Source organism: Actinospineispora acaciae DSM 45401, from assembly GCF_000620785.1.
Classification (GTDB): Bacteria; Actinomycetota; Actinomycetes; order Mycobacteriales; family Pseudonocardiaceae; genus Pseudonocardia; species Pseudonocardia acaciae.
In genome coordinates this window covers 187,166-200,184 of the sequence record NZ_JIAI01000009.1, presented here as the reverse complement: position 1 = coordinate 200,184, position 13,019 = coordinate 187,166, and the positions used below count along the sequence as shown (strand labels likewise).

Sequence of the window (13,019 nt, the reverse complement as noted above, 5' to 3'; positions counted from 1 at the left end):
CGCATATGCTAGAATGAGGCCACGTAAATCCCGGGTGTATTAGTGCACGCCCAGAACCTCACCCGATAATAGCGTCCAGAATTCCTTTATGCGACGACCGCGACGGCGTCGAGTGCCTCGGGAAGGGTGAACCGGCCGGCGTAGAGCGCCTTGCCGACGATGGAGCCCTCCAGCCCGTCCGGGGCGAGTTCGGCCAGCGCCACCAGGTCGTCCACCGTGGACACCCCGCCGGAGGCGATCACCGGCGCCTCGGTGGCCTTGCAGACGTCGCGCAGCAGCTCCAGGTTCGGGCCGCGCAGGGTGCCGTCCTTGCTCACGTCGGTGACCACGTACCGGGCGCAGCCGTCGGCGTCCAGCCGGGCCAGCACGTCCCACAGGTCGCCGCCGTCGGTGGTCCAGCCCCGGGCTGCCAGCCGGTGGCCCCGGTCGGTGATCCGCACGTCCAGGCCGACGGCCACCCGGTCGCCGTGCTCGGCGATCACCCGCGCGCACCAGTTGGGGTCCTCCAGCGCGGCGGTGCCCAGGTTCACCCTGGCACAGCCGGTGGCCAGCGCCCTGGCCAGCGACGCGTCGTCGCGGATGCCGCCGGAGAGCTCCACCGCCACGTCCAGCCTGCCGACCACGTCGGCCAGCAGCTCGGCGTTCGAGCCCCGGCCGAACGCGGCGTCCAGGTCGACCAGGTGCACCCAGGACGCCCCGCCGTGCTGCCACGCCAGCGCGGCCTCCAGCGGGTCGCCGTACCCCGTCTCGGTGCCGGCAGCACCCTGCACCAACCGCACGGCCTGTCCATCGGCCACGTCCACGGCCGGCAGCAACACAAAGCTCACCCGGCCGACCTTACCTAGTGTCGTGTAGACGAGGTCGTCTTACCCGCCTTCGGCGCCCAGGCGGCGCCCCGCCCTCGGGGTGCGGGGTGTCCCCGCAAGGCACAGCGTCGTCGACCGAAGGTCGTCGGGGCCGATACAACCCGGTATCGGCCCCTCCTCCGCCTTGCGGTGCATCCACCTGGATCACCGAAATCCGGGCAAGGAACCTCGTCTACACGACACTAGCCGACGAACTCGCGCAGCCAGGTGCTCAGCACGGTGGCGCCGGCGTCGCCGGACTTCTCCGGGTGGAACTGGGTGGCCACCAGCGCGCCGTTCTCCACGGCGGCGACGAAGTCCTCGCCGTGGTTCGCCCAGGTGACCAGGGGCGGGCGGAACGGGCCGGTCGGCTCCAGCTCCCAGCGGCGCGCGGCGTAGGAGTGCACGAAGTAGAACCGGGTGCCCTCGTCCAGGCCGGCGAACAGGGTGGAGCCCGAGGGCGGGCGCACGGTGTTCCAGCCCATGTGCGGGAGCACGTCGGCGCGCAGCCGGTCCACGGTGCCCGGCCACTGCCCGCAGCCGTCGGTCCGCTCGCCGTGCTCGACCCCCTGCTCGAACAGCACCTGCATGCCCACGCAGATGCCCAGCACCGGCCGGCCGCCGGAGAGCCGCTGGTCGATGATCTTCTCGCCGCCGACCGAGCGCAGCCCCTCCATGCACGCCGCGAACGCGCCCACGCCCGGGACCACCAGGCCGTCGGCGTCCAGCGCGGCGTCGGCGTCCGCGGTCACCGTCACGTCCGCGCCGACCCGGCGCAGCGCGCGCTCGGCCGAGCGCAGGTTGCCCGAGCCGTAGTCCAGCACCACGATCCTCGCCACGGCCCCAGCCTAGCCCGGTTGGCGGCAGGATCAGCTGAGCCAGCCGATGTCGTCCTTGCCGGGCATCCGGCCCTGGGCGATCGCCGCATGCAGCGCGGCCGCCAGCCGGGGTATCCCGGCCGGGGTCCTCGGCCAGCGCCGGCCGTGCACGAACAGCACGCCCGCGTGGCCGGCGTGCCGGGTGAGGACGGCGAAGTCGCGCACGTTCTCGGTGACCAGGCAGCGGTGCTCGGCGGTGGCCGCGTCGAGCACGGCCGCGTCGTCGCTGCCGGCCAGCTCGGAGCCGGACACGGCGTGCACGTCGTGTCCGCGCTCGCGCAGCAGGTCGGCCAGCGCGGCCGGGTACATCTCGTCGAGCAGCAGCTGGACCCTGGAGATCACGAAGCTCGGCCGGCGTGGCGCAGCAGCTCCTGCTCTGCCCGCCAGGCCGCCTCCGCCTCGTCGGCCGCCTCTCGGTGCGCGGTGACCAGGTCGTCGATCTCGTCCCGGTACGCGGTGAAGTACCGGACGGCGGTGCGGACCTGACGGGTGGTCAGGCCGGTCGCCGTTGCGGTGGCCGTGACGAGCGCGTCGCCGGCCAGCTCGGGGTCCTCGTCACGCGCGGTGAACAGCGTGTCGATGACCTCCCACACGTCCGGGCCGCCGACCAGCGCGGCCCGCCGGCCCGTGGGCCCCTGGCGGAACGTGACGCCCTGGTGCTCCTCGGCCCGCAGCGCCTCGTCCACGAACTGGTTGGCGACCGAGGACGCGGACGCTCCTGGGTGGTCGCGGACGTAACGGTCGAGCCGGCGCAGCACGTCGGCATCGAACCGGATGGATCGTGGTGATGTCATGACTACAGTGTAGTCGACGGTAGTGCCACCGCGCTAGAGAACGCCCTTGGTGGACGGCACGCCGGTGATCCGGTCGTCGGCGGTGGTGGCCGCGCGCAGCGCCCTGGCGATGGCCTTGAACTGCGCCTCGGTGATGTGGTGCGGGTCCCGGCCACCGGCCACCCGCACGTGCAGCGCGATCCCGGCGTGGAAGGCCAGCGACTCGAACACGTGCCGGTTGAGCACCGTCGGGTAGTGCCCGCCGATGACGAACCCGGCCATCGACTCCGGCTCGCCGGTGTGTACGCAGTACGGCCGGCCGGACACGTCCACGACCGCCTGGGCCAGCGCCTCGTCCATCGGGATCCAGGCGTCGCCGAACCGGCTGATCCCGGTCCGCTCCCCCAGCGCGTCCCGCAGCGCCTGGCCGAGCACGATGGCGACGTCCTCCACCGTGTGGTGCACGTCGATGTGCACGTCGCCGGTGGCGCGGACCACCAGGTCCAGCGCGCCGTGCTTGCCCAGCGCGGTGAGCATGTGGTCGTAGAACGGCACCCCGGTCTCGATCTCGGTGCGGCCGGTGCCGTCGAGGTCGAGCTCGACCAGCACCTTCGTCTCCTTGGTGGCGCGTTCGACCCGACCGGTACGGCTCATGTGGCGATCTCCTTGGCGGCCTGTAGGAAGGCGTCGTTCTCTTCGGGCGTGCCGATGGTGACTCGCAGGTGTCCCGGGATGCCCGGGTCCCGGATCAGCACCCCTCGGTCCAGGAACGCCCGCCACGACGCCGCTGCCCCTTCGTCGGGGTCGGCACCGCCGTCGAACTCACCGAACAGCACGAAGTTCGCGTCGCTGGGTACAACTAGATACCCCATCGAACCCAGCGCCGCCACCACCCGCTCCCGCTCGGCGCGCAGCAGCGCCACCGACGCCAGGGTGGCCTCGGCGTGCCGCAGCGCGGCCAGGGCGGCCGCCTGGGTCAGCGACGAGAGGTGGTACGGCAGCCTGACCAGCTGCAACGCGTCCACCACGGCGGGGGCGGCCGCCAGGTAGCCGAGCCGGCCGCCGGCGAACGCGAACGCCTTGCTCATGGTCCGGCTGACGATCAGCTTGCGCCCGTGCTCGGCCAGCAGGGTCACGGCGCTGGGCCGGTCGGAGAACTCCGCGTAGGCCTCGTCGACGACGATCATCCCGGGCGCGGCGTCGATCAGCTCTGCCAGCGCTTCCGGCTCGATGGAGCCGCCGGTCGGGTTGTTCGGGCTGGTCACGAGCGTGAGGTCGGGCTTGCGGGCGCGCAGCACGGCGACCGCGGCCGGCACGTCCAGGGTGAAGTCGGCCCGGCGCGGGGTGGGCAGCCACTCGGTGCGGGTGCCGGTGGCGATGATCGGGTGCATGGAGTACGACGGCTCGAACCCGACAGCGGTCCGGCCGGGACCGCCGAAGGCCTGCATGACCTGCTGCAGGATCTCGTTGCTGCCGTTGGCGGCCCACATGTTCGCGGTGTGCAGGCGCACCCCGGTGCGGCCGGACAGGTACTCGGCGAGCGCCGTGCGCAGCGCCACCGCGTCCCGGTCCGGGTAGCGGTGCAGGTCGCGGGCCGTCCGCTGGGCCTCGGCGGCGATGGCGGCGACCAGCTCGGGCGGCGGCGGGTACGGGTTCTCGTTGGTGTTCAGCCGCACCGGGACGTCCAGCTGCGGGGCGCCGTACGGGCTGCGTCCGCGCAGGTCGTCGCGCAGCGGTAACTCGCCGAGGGTGACCTCGGCCCCCATCGGCGTCATCGGGACGCCTCGAACCGGGCCGAGACCGCCTGGCCGTGCGCCGGCAGGTCCTCCGCCTCGGCGAGGGTGACCACCTGGCCGGCCACCGCGCGCAGCGCCTCCTCGGTGTACTCCACCAGGTGGATGCCGCGCAGGAAGGTCTGCACGCTCAGGCCGCCGGAGTGCCGCGCGCAGCCACCGGTGGGCAGCACGTGGTTGGAACCGGCGCAGTAGTCGCCCAGCGAGACCGGCGCCCACGGCCCGACGAAGATCGCCCCGGCGTTGCGCACCCGCCGGGCCACCTCGGGGGCGTCCGCCGTCTGGATCTCCAGGTGCTCGGCGGCGTAGGCGTCCACCACCGTGACCCCGTCGTCGACGCCGGCGACCAGGACGGTTCCTGACTGGCGGCCGGTCAGGGCGGTGCGGATGCGGTCGGTGTGCTTGGTCGCGGCCAGCCGCTCGGCCAGCGCGGCGTCGACCGCGTCGGCCAGCTCGGGCGAGTCGGTGACCAGCACCGACGCCGCCTGGGTGTCGTGCTCGGCCTGGGAGATCAGGTCCACGGCGACGTGCACCGGGTCGGCGGTGCGGTCGGCCAGGATGGCGATCTCGGTCGGCCCGGCCTCGGCGTCGATGCCGATCAGCCCGCGCAGCAGCCGCTTGGCCGCGGTGGTGTAGAGGTTGCCGGGGCCGGTGACCATGTCGACGGGCTCCAGCTCGGTGCCGTCGGTGTCCGTCCCGCCGTGGGCGAGCAGCGCGATCGCCTGCGCGCCGCCGACCGCCCACACCTCGCCCACGCCCAGCATCGCTGCGGCGGCCAGGATCGTCGGGTGCGGCAGCCCGCCGTGCTCGGCCTGCGGCGGCGAGCACACCACCAGCGACTCCACGCCGGCCTCCTGCGCGGGCACCACGTTCATCACCACGCTGGACGGGTAGACCGCGAGCCCGCCGGGGGCGTAGAGCCCGACCCGGCGCACCGGCACGAACCGCTCGGTCACCGTGCCGCCGTCGGCCACCGCGGTCACCACGTCGGCGCGGCGCTGGTCGGCGTGCACCCGGCGGGCCCGGTCGATGGACGTACGCAGCGCGTCGGCCACCGCCGGGTCCAGCCCGTCGCGGGCGCGCGCCAGCTCGGCGGCCGGGACCCGCACCCGCTCCGGGCGCACCTTGTCGAACCGCTCCGCATAGTCCAACGCGGCCACCGCCCCGCGCTCGGCCACGTCGGTCACGATCGGCCGCACCCGGTCGAGCACGGCCTCCACATCCACCTCGGCCCGGGGCAGGAGCGCGCGCAGCGCGGCGGTCGCGGGCAAACCACCGCGCAGGTCAGTGCGGGTCAGCATGAAGTTAATCCTAGTTGCTCTGGACGTGCGCAGGCGTCAAGTCGGCCCGGGCCGAGGGTGCCGCCGAAGGGACGGCCCCTGGAGCGAGGGCGGGCGCGGCGCACCCCACCGCTTCCGCCGCGACCGCCGACGGGAACAGGGCCTACCCCCTCGGCGGCATGCGACAAAACCTACGCACTGTCGCACTCGATGTGCAACAGCTAGTCGACCGAGATGAGGTCGAGCCCGAGGTCCAGCGCCACCGAGGAGTGCGTCAGCGCCCCCGAGGACAGGTACTCCACCCCGGCCTCGGCGTAGGCGCGAACGACCGGGAGGGTCATCCCGCCGGACACCTCGAAGCGGGTGGCGGCGCCCACCTCGGCCCGCCTGCGCACCGCCTCTCGGCACTGCTCCGGGGTGAAGTTGTCCAGCAGCACCAGCTCCGCGTCGGCGGCGAGGGCCTCGTCGAGCTGGGCCAGCGAGTCCACCTCCACCTCGCAGCGCAACCCGGGCGCGGCGGCCGTGGCGGCGGCCAGCGCGGCGGTCACCGAACCGGCCGCCGCCACGTGGTTGTCCTTGATCAGGATGGCGTCGCCGAGGCCCAGCCGGTAGTTCATCCCGCCGCCGCAGCGCACCGCGTACTTCTGCAGCAGCCGCAGCCCGGGCAGCGTCTTGCGGGTGTCCAGGATCTGGCAGCCGGTGCCGGCCACCGCAGTCACGAGCTCCGCCGTGGCGGTGGCCACCCCGGAGAGGTGGCAGAGCAGGTTCAGCGCGGTCCGCTCGGCGGTGAGCAGCCCGCGCACCGGCCCGCGCACCCGCAGCGCCGGCTCGCCGGCCGCCAGCCTGCTGCCGTCCTCGCGCCGCTCCAGCACCTGGTAGCCGTCCGCGCCGAGCACCTCGTCCAGCACCGCGAGCGCGGCCGGGACGCCGGCCAGCACGCCGGGGCGGCGCGGGGTGAACTCGGCGGTGGCCACCGCGGCGGCGGGCACGGTGGCCTCGGTGGTCACGTCCGGTCCGTAGCGCAGGTCCTCGCGCAGCGCGGTGGACACCACCCTGGCCAGGTCCTCGGTGTCCAGGGCGGGGATCGCGGTGCTGGTCATGCCGCACCCGCCTCGGTGTCGTCGGTCGGGCGCACGGCCAGCGCGCCGTCGGTCAGCTCGACCACCAGGCTGCGCCGCTGGTGGGCGTCGTCGGTACGGGGGAAGTCGGTACGCACGTGACAACCTCGGCTTTCGGTTCGGGTGCCGGCGGCGGCGAGCACCGCCTGCGCGATGAGGGTGAGCGCGGCGTCCTCGCCGGTCGCTCGGTCGGTGACGGCGCGCTCGGCGGTGCCGGCGTCGATGGCGTCGGAGGCGGCGGCCAGCCCGGCGCCGTCGCGGCCGATCGAGGCGCCCCAGGTCATGGTCCGCTGCACCAGGTCGCGGGCGGCCGCCTTCAGCGTCGGCGGGCTCGGGTCACCCACCGGGCCTTCGAGCAGCCGCCGGGGGCCGGCCAGGTCGGCGGCCACCGCGCGCGCCGCCCGCCGGCCCATCACCAGGCCTTCGAGCAGGCTGTTGGACGCCAGCCGGTTGGCGCCGTGCAGGCCGCTGCGGGCGACCTCGCCGGCCGCGTACAGCCCGGCCACCCCGGTGCGCCCGTGCACGTCGGTGAGCACGCCGCCGCAGGTGTAGTGCGCGGCGGGGCTGACCGGGATCGGCTCGGTCGCCGGGTCCACGCCGATCGCGCGGGCCGCCGCGTGCACGGTCGGGAACCGCTCGGCGAACCCGTCCAGCGCGGTGGCGTCCAGGTAGACGCAGCTCGCGCCGGTGGCGGCCATCCGCCGGGCGATCGCGGCGGACACCACGTCGCGCGGGGCCAGGTCCTCCAGCGGGTGCTCGCCGGCCATCACGCGGCGGCCGGCGGCGTCCACCAGCACCGCGCCGTGGCCGCGCACCGCCTCGGTGACCAGCGGACGGCGCCCGCGCGCCCCCGGCCCGGTGTAGAGCACCGTCGGGTGGAACTGGACGAACTCCAGGTCGGCGGCGGGCGCGCCGGCCCGCAGCGCGAGCGCCAGCCCGTCCCCGGTCGAGGTGTCCGGGTTCGTGGTGCTCGCGTACAGCTGCCCGTACCCGCCGGTCGCCAGCACCACCGCGCGCGCCCGTACCACCCCCGGCCGCCCCTGCCCGTCCACGACGAGGATCCCCGCCACCCGTGAGTGGTTAGCGGTGTCATAGCACCGTTTACCACTCACGGGTAGGACATCGACGGCCAGGTGGTCGGTCAGGATGGGCAGCGGCTCGGGGGCGGTGTCGCGGGCGGCGGCCAGCAGGGCGCGCTGGACTTCGGCGCCCGTCGCGTCGCCGCCGGCGTGCACCACCCGGAACGCGCTGTGCCCGCCCTCCCTGGCGAGCGCGAGCCCGCCCGGCCCGGGGTCGAACACCGCGCCCCGCCCGCGCAGCTCGGACACCGCCGCCGGGCCGTCGGCCAGGATGGCGGCCACGGCGGCCGGGTCGGCCAGCCCGCCGGCGGCGGCCAGCGTGTCGGCCACGTGCCGGTGCACCGAGTCGCCCGGTTCGTGCCCGTCGTCGAGCACCACGGCGATGCCGCCCTGCGCCCACCGGGTGGACCCGGCCCCGGCGTCGTCCTTGGTCACCACCAGCGTCCGCAGCCCCAGCTCGTGCGCCTCCAGCGCGGCGGACAGCCCGGCCACGCCGCTGCCCACCACGACCAGGTCCGCGCCGGCCTCCCAGCGGGGCGCGTTCACTCGCCACCGCCAGGGCGGCCGATCTCGACCATCCGTTGCACCGAGGCCCGCGCCCGCTCGGCGATCGCGGGGTCGACGTGCACCTCGTCGCGGCCCTCCCGCAGCGCGCGCAGCACCTTCTCCGGCGTGATCATCTTCATGTACCGGCAGGACGCCCTGTCGTTCACCGCGCGGAAGTCAACCTCGGGCGCGGCCCTGCGCAACTGGTGCAGCATGCCCACCTCGGTGGCCACCAGCACGGACCGGGCGGACGTCGAGCGCGCCGCGTCCAGCATCCCGCCGGTGGACAGGATCCTGACCCGCTCGGACTCCACCGCGCCCGCCCCGGCCAGGTACAGCGCGGACGTGGCGCAGCCGCACTCCGGGTGGATGAACAGCTCGGCGTCCGGGTCCTCGGCGGCGCGGGCGGTCAGCTCGGGGCCGTTGATGCCGGCGTGCACGTGGCACTCCCCCGCCCAGACGTGCAGGTTCTCCCGGCCGGTGACCCGCCGCACGTGCGCGCCCAGGAACTGGTCGGGCAGGAACAGCACCTCGCGGTCGGCCGGGATCGACTCCACCACCTCGACGGCGTTCGAGGACGTGCAGCACACGTCGGTCTCCGCCTTCACCTCGGCGGTGGTGTTCACGTACGAGACGACCACCGCGTCCGGGTGCTCGGCCTTCCACTCCCGCAGCTGCTCGGCGGTGATCGAGTCGGCCAGCGAGCAGCCGGCGGCCGCGTCCGGGATCAGCACCGTCTTGTCCGGGGAGAGGATCTTCGCGGTCTCCGCCATGAAGTGCACCCCGCAGAACACGATGGTGGACTGCTCGGCCGCGGCCGCGATCCGGGACAGCGCCAGCGAGTCGCCGGTGTGGTGGGCGACGTCCTGGATCTCCGGCAGCTGGTAGTTGTGCGCCAGGATCACGGCGTCGCGTTCGCGGGCCAGCCGGCGGACCTCGTCCGCCCAGCCTGTGACCGCTCTGACCTCGGTAATCGTCACGGCTTCCTCCTCGCCGGCCGGGTCGCCTGTACGCCCGCCAGGTTTTCGCCTTACAATCGAAAACATGGGTGATGTTACCAGCAGGGGAACGGGGATGGGACACGAAGTGCTCGCCGCCGTGCTCCAGATCCGGGACGACACGCTGCAGGTGTTGCTCTGGCAACGTGCGCAACAGCCCGACCTGGACCGCTGGGCGCTCCCCGGCGGCCGCCTCGGCGCCACCGAGGACGTGCAGACCTCGGTGCTGCGCCAGCTCGCCGACAAGGTGGACCTGCGGGAAGTCGCCCACGTGGAGCAGCTCGGCGTGTTCAGCGCGCCGGACCGGGTGCCGGGGATACGGCTGGTGGCCACCGCGTTCCTCGGCCTGGTCCGCTGTGACGCGGATCCCACTGTGCCCGCCGACACCCGCTGGCACCCGGTGGCCGAGCTGCCCCCGACCGCGTTCGACCACGCCGCGATCGTGCGCGACGCCCGGGAGCGGCTGCGCGCCAAGCTGTCGTACACCAACCTCGGGTTCGCGCTCGCGCCCGACGAGTTCACCGTGTCCGCCCTGCGCGACCTGTACGTGAGCGCGCTCGGGCATCCGGTCTCGGCGACGAACCTGCAGCGGGTGCTGGCGCGGCGGGGCGTGCTGGTGCCCACCGGGCGGGTGGCGCCGCCGGGGCCGGCCGGCGGGCGACCGGCGGCGCTGTTCCGGTTCGCCGAGCGGCACCTTCGGGTGACCGATGCGTCCGCCGTGCTGCGCCCGCCCAGCGCCGCCGAGTAGCCCTTTCGGGCCGGCATCCGGCCAGCGATCAGGGCTTGGACGTCGTAACGTGGTCCAGGTGGCCGAGACGCTCCCGCTGTTCCCCCTCGGGACCGTTCTCATGCCCGGGGCGTCCCTGCCCCTGCACGTGTTCGAACCGCGATACCGGCAGCTCACCATCGATCTGGTGACCGGGACGGTGCCGGGGAAAGAGTTCGGCGTGATCGCGGTGCGGGAGGGCTGGACGCCCGACCAGGACGGCATCAACGGGCTGCACCGGGTGGGCTGCACGGCCATGCTGCGCGACGTCCGCAAGCTGCCCGACGGGCGGTTCGACATCATCACGCGGGGTGCCCGCCGGTTCCGCCTGCTCGACGTGGACAGCGGGTCGCGGCCGTACCTGATCGGCAAGGTGGCCTGGCTGCCGGACGTGGACGACGACCACACGCCGACCGAGCACCTGCACGTGCTGGCCAGGGCGGCCAGGGCGGCGCACCAGCACTACTGCCGCACCGCCTGGCGCAACGAGGAGTGGCGCGAGCCGGCGGGCGACGTCGCACCGGCCACCCTGCCGCACCTGCTGGCCGCCGACTGCCTGCTGCCGATGCGCGACCGGCAGCGGTTGTTGGAGCAGACGTGTCCGACCCGGCGGCTGCGGATGGTGCGCGCGCTGCTCAGCCGGGAGGCCGGGCTGCTGTCCGAGCTGCGGGCGGTGCCGGCGCCGCTGTCCAGCTATCTGGTCGAACACAGCGACAACTGAACGTCCGCGCGCCACGCCGGCCCGACTGGATAGAACGTTCTATTCCCGACGGCTGCCTCCAGCCCGGCGCGGACTCATGTGGTTGACCAGCCCGGTGATGTTGTCCTCCCCCCGGCCGGCGTCGATAGCGCGGTGTGCCACCCGCAGCGCGGCGGCGATCACCCCACCGTCGATCCCCCGAGCCTCGCTGGCCTCACGGACGTGCTCCATCCCCGCGGTGATGGACCTGATGTTCGAGGTCTCGCCCGGGAACTCGCCGGCCTCGGTGTCCTTGACCATCTCGGTGATGAAATGCGGCAACAACTGCGCGATCCCCTCGGCGAACGGCGCCAGCTCCCGTGCGGTGATGTCCTCGGCGGCGGCCAGCGCGAACCCGTGCGCAAGCCCCGTCACCGCCGTCCAGCACATGTCCAACAACGCCACGTCGTGCGCGGCCGCCCGACCCGGGTCCGCGCCGAGGTAGCTTGCGCTCCCTCCCAGGCTGTCCAGCGCCTCCCGGTGCTTCCGGTAGAGCGCCTCCGGCCCGCTGTAGAGCAACACGGCGCCCGGCCCGCCGATGGTCTCGGTCGGGGTCATGATCGCCCCGTCCAGGTAGTCGATCCCATGCTCGGCCGCCCACGCCGCCATCCGCCTGGCCCGCTCCGGCGTGTCCGCGGTGAGGTGCACCAAACCGCGGCCGCCGAGCGCCCCCGCCACCGGCTCGACGATCTCCCGCCCCGCCGCGTAGTCGATCACACACAGAACCACCAGCTCGCTGGCGCCCACCGCCTCCTCCACCGTGGCCGCCCGAACGGCACCCCGCGCCACCAGCGCGTCCGCCTTCGCCGCCGTGCGGTTCCACACGGTCGTCGGGTGGCCATTGTCCAGGAACGCGCCGGCAAGCGCCCGGCCCATCGGCCCCAGCCCGAGCACCGTCACCGGCGCCTTGTGTCCTTCAGTCATGGACCAGATACTCGCGTCGTACTGACCACCGCTCAAGTACCCACTAATTTGTCAGGTACTTACTTTTTCGTAAGTAAGACACGCATCAGCCACGAAGCTCCCCATGCCGACTACACCGCGCCGTCCACCCCACCGGCGTCACCTGCACCACCATCCGGCGCCCGCAGTCCGGGCAGTAGCGCGGCGGCTCCAGCTCACGGCGCGCGGCGCAGCGGCGGTGCTCCCCCTTGTCCGCCGGCGACCCGCACTGCTCACAGAACGGGGCCGTCACAAGGTCTGGTTCAGCGCCTTGACCGGCATCGACAGCTCGTCGAGCAGGTCGAGGTCGGCCTCGGCCGGACGGCCCAGCGTGGTCAGGTAGTTGCCCACGATCACGGCGTTGATCCCGCCCAGCAGCCCCCGCCGCGCGCCGAGGTCCCCGAGCGTGATCTCCCGACCCCCGGCGAACCGGAGCACCGTCCGGGGCAGCGCCAGCCGGAACGCGGCCACGGTACGCAACGCCTCGGCCCCGTCCATCGGCTCCAGCTCGCCGAACGGCGTGCCGGGCCGAGGGTTCAGGAAGTTCATCGGGACCTCGTCGGGCTCCAGCTCGGCGAGCTGGCCGGCGAACTCGGCGCGCTGCTCCAGGGTCTCCCCCATGCCCAGGATGCCGCCGCAGCACACCTCCATGCCCGCGTCACGAACCATCCGCAGGGTGTCCCAGCGCTCCTCCCAGGTGTGCGTCGTCACCACCTCGGGGAAGTACGACCGGGCGGTCTCCAGGTTGTGGTTGTAGCGGTGCACACCCATCGCGGCCAGCGCGTCCACCTGCGACGCCGTCAGCATCCCCAGCGAGCAGGCGATGTTGATGTCCACCTCGTCCTTGATCGCGGTGATGCCGGCGGCGACCTGGCTCATCAGCCGCTCGTCGGGCCCGCGCACGGCGGCCACGATGCAGAACTCGGTGGCCCCGGTCTTCGCCGTCTGCTTGGCCGCCTCGACGAGCATCGGGATGTCCAGCCACGCCGAGCGCACCGGGGAGGCGAACAGCCCGGACTGCGAGCAGAAGTGGCAGTCCTCCGGGCAGCCGCCGGTCTTGAGCGACACGATGCCCTCCACCTCGACCTCCGGCCCGCACCAGCGCATCCGCACCCGGTGGGCCAGCTCCAGCAACTCCTCGACGCGTGAGTCGGGCAGCCGCAGCAGCTCCAGCACCTGGTCGGGGCGCGCCGGCACGCCGCGTTCGAGCACCGACTCGCGCAGCTCGGCGAGCACGTCGGAAGCGGTCATCGAGGCGGACT

General features: G+C 73.7%; 15 protein-coding genes. 2 read left to right on the top strand and 13 right to left on the bottom strand.

What is annotated here, in order from left to right:
* Positions 1-86: 86 nt before the first annotated feature.
* From priA to nadA, 10 genes are all read right to left on the bottom strand, one after another.
* Positions 87-827, bottom strand: a complete 741-nt coding sequence (gene priA / locus N912_RS0133010; RefSeq protein ID WP_028925762.1) for a bifunctional 1-(5-phosphoribosyl)-5-((5-phosphoribosylamino)methylideneamino)imidazole-4-carboxamide isomerase/phosphoribosylanthranilate isomerase PriA — start codon at positions 825-827, stop codon at positions 87-89.
* Between the two features lie 221 nt (positions 828-1,048).
* A complete protein-coding gene (hisH, locus tag N912_RS0133005; protein WP_028925761.1) occupies positions 1,049-1,684 on the bottom strand; it encodes an imidazole glycerol phosphate synthase subunit HisH in 636 nt (211 codons plus the stop codon).
* Between the two features lie 30 nt (positions 1,685-1,714).
* On the bottom strand, positions 1,715-2,065 hold the full coding sequence (locus N912_RS56225) for a DUF5615 family PIN-like protein (RefSeq protein ID WP_245645584.1): 351 nt from the start codon (positions 2,063-2,065) through the stop codon (positions 1,715-1,717).
* Entirely contained in the window at positions 2,062-2,517 is a 456-nt protein-coding gene (locus tag N912_RS0132995) for a hypothetical protein (protein ID WP_028925760.1), read from the bottom strand. The genes N912_RS56225 and N912_RS0132995 overlap by 4 nt, the downstream gene beginning before the upstream one ends.
* Positions 2,518-2,550: 33 nt before the next feature.
* Entirely contained in the window at positions 2,551-3,150 is a 600-nt protein-coding gene (gene hisB, locus N912_RS0132990; RefSeq protein WP_028925759.1) for an imidazoleglycerol-phosphate dehydratase HisB, read from the bottom strand.
* Positions 3,147-4,271, bottom strand: a complete 1,125-nt coding sequence (locus N912_RS0132985) for a histidinol-phosphate transaminase (protein ID WP_028925758.1) — start codon at positions 4,269-4,271, stop codon at positions 3,147-3,149. The genes hisB and N912_RS0132985 overlap by 4 nt, the downstream gene beginning before the upstream one ends.
* The gene (gene hisD / locus N912_RS0132980) at positions 4,268-5,590 is read right to left on the bottom strand and encodes a histidinol dehydrogenase (RefSeq protein WP_028925757.1); all 1,323 of its coding nucleotides are present in this window, start codon (positions 5,588-5,590) and stop codon (positions 4,268-4,270) included. Before hisD ends, N912_RS0132985 begins: the two co-directional genes overlap by 4 nt.
* 200 nt (positions 5,591-5,790) lie before the next feature.
* Entirely contained in the window at positions 5,791-6,669 is an 879-nt protein-coding gene (nadC, locus tag N912_RS0132975) for a carboxylating nicotinate-nucleotide diphosphorylase (protein ID WP_028925756.1), read from the bottom strand.
* Positions 6,666-8,312, bottom strand: a complete 1,647-nt coding sequence (locus N912_RS56220; RefSeq protein WP_051581143.1) for an L-aspartate oxidase — start codon at positions 8,310-8,312, stop codon at positions 6,666-6,668. Before N912_RS56220 ends, nadC begins: the two co-directional genes overlap by 4 nt.
* Positions 8,309-9,292 (bottom strand): quinolinate synthase NadA, encoded by a 984-nt coding sequence (gene nadA, locus N912_RS0132965; protein WP_028925755.1) that lies wholly within the window; start codon positions 9,290-9,292, stop codon positions 8,309-8,311. The genes N912_RS56220 and nadA overlap by 4 nt, the downstream gene beginning before the upstream one ends.
* Positions 9,293-9,356: 64 nt before the next feature.
* Between nadA and N912_RS0132960 the strand changes: the two genes are divergently transcribed.
* Together N912_RS0132960 and N912_RS0132955 are read left to right on the top strand one after the other, a co-directional pair.
* Positions 9,357-10,058, top strand: coding sequence for an NUDIX hydrolase (locus N912_RS0132960; protein WP_281176327.1), 702 nt, complete (start codon positions 9,357-9,359; stop codon positions 10,056-10,058).
* A 58-nt stretch (positions 10,059-10,116) separates the two neighbouring features.
* Positions 10,117-10,797, top strand: coding sequence for an LON peptidase substrate-binding domain-containing protein (locus tag N912_RS0132955; protein ID WP_051581172.1), 681 nt, complete (start codon positions 10,117-10,119; stop codon positions 10,795-10,797).
* Positions 10,798-10,836: 39 nt separating this feature from the next.
* On the opposite strand, the gene N912_RS56215 is transcribed toward N912_RS0132955, so the two are convergent.
* The 3 genes from N912_RS56215 to bioB all read right to left on the bottom strand — a co-directional run bounded on the left by N912_RS56215 (position 10,837) and on the right by bioB (position 13,008).
* Positions 10,837-11,739, bottom strand: coding sequence for an NAD(P)-dependent oxidoreductase (locus N912_RS56215; RefSeq protein WP_051581142.1), 903 nt, complete (start codon positions 11,737-11,739; stop codon positions 10,837-10,839).
* 85 nt (positions 11,740-11,824) lie between these two features.
* On the bottom strand, positions 11,825-12,010 hold the full coding sequence (bsaP, locus tag N912_RS65995; protein ID WP_084211422.1) for a biotin synthase auxiliary protein BsaP: 186 nt from the start codon (positions 12,008-12,010) through the stop codon (positions 11,825-11,827).
* Positions 12,007-13,008 (bottom strand): biotin synthase BioB, encoded by a 1,002-nt coding sequence (bioB, locus tag N912_RS0132945; RefSeq protein WP_211261489.1) that lies wholly within the window; start codon positions 13,006-13,008, stop codon positions 12,007-12,009. The genes bsaP and bioB overlap by 4 nt, the downstream gene beginning before the upstream one ends.
* Positions 13,009-13,019: the final 11 nt, after the last annotated feature.

Excerpts from the sequence above, each read along its gene's own strand:
- N912_RS0132995 (WP_028925760.1), bottom strand. The coding sequence starts at position 2,517 with ATGACATCACCACGATCCATCCGGTTCGATGCCGACGTGCTGCGCCGG.
- hisB (WP_028925759.1), bottom strand. The coding sequence starts at position 3,150 with ATGAGCCGTACCGGTCGGGTCGAACGCGCCACCAAGGAGACGAAGGTG.
- N912_RS0132985 (WP_028925758.1), bottom strand. The coding sequence starts at position 4,271 with ATGACGCCGATGGGGGCCGAGGTCACCCTCGGCGAGTTACCGCTGCGC.
- hisD (WP_028925757.1), bottom strand. The coding sequence starts at position 5,590 with ATGCTGACCCGCACTGACCTGCGCGGTGGTTTGCCCGCGACCGCCGCG.
- nadC (WP_028925756.1), bottom strand. The coding sequence starts at position 6,669 with ATGACCAGCACCGCGATCCCCGCCCTGGACACCGAGGACCTGGCCAGG.
- N912_RS0132960 (WP_281176327.1), top strand. The coding sequence starts at position 9,357 with ATGGGTGATGTTACCAGCAGGGGAACGGGGATGGGACACGAAGTGCTC.
- N912_RS56215 (WP_051581142.1), bottom strand. The coding sequence starts at position 11,739 with ATGACTGAAGGACACAAGGCGCCGGTGACGGTGCTCGGGCTGGGGCCG.
- bioB (WP_211261489.1), bottom strand. The coding sequence starts at position 13,008 with ATGACCGCTTCCGACGTGCTCGCCGAGCTGCGCGAGTCGGTGCTCGAA.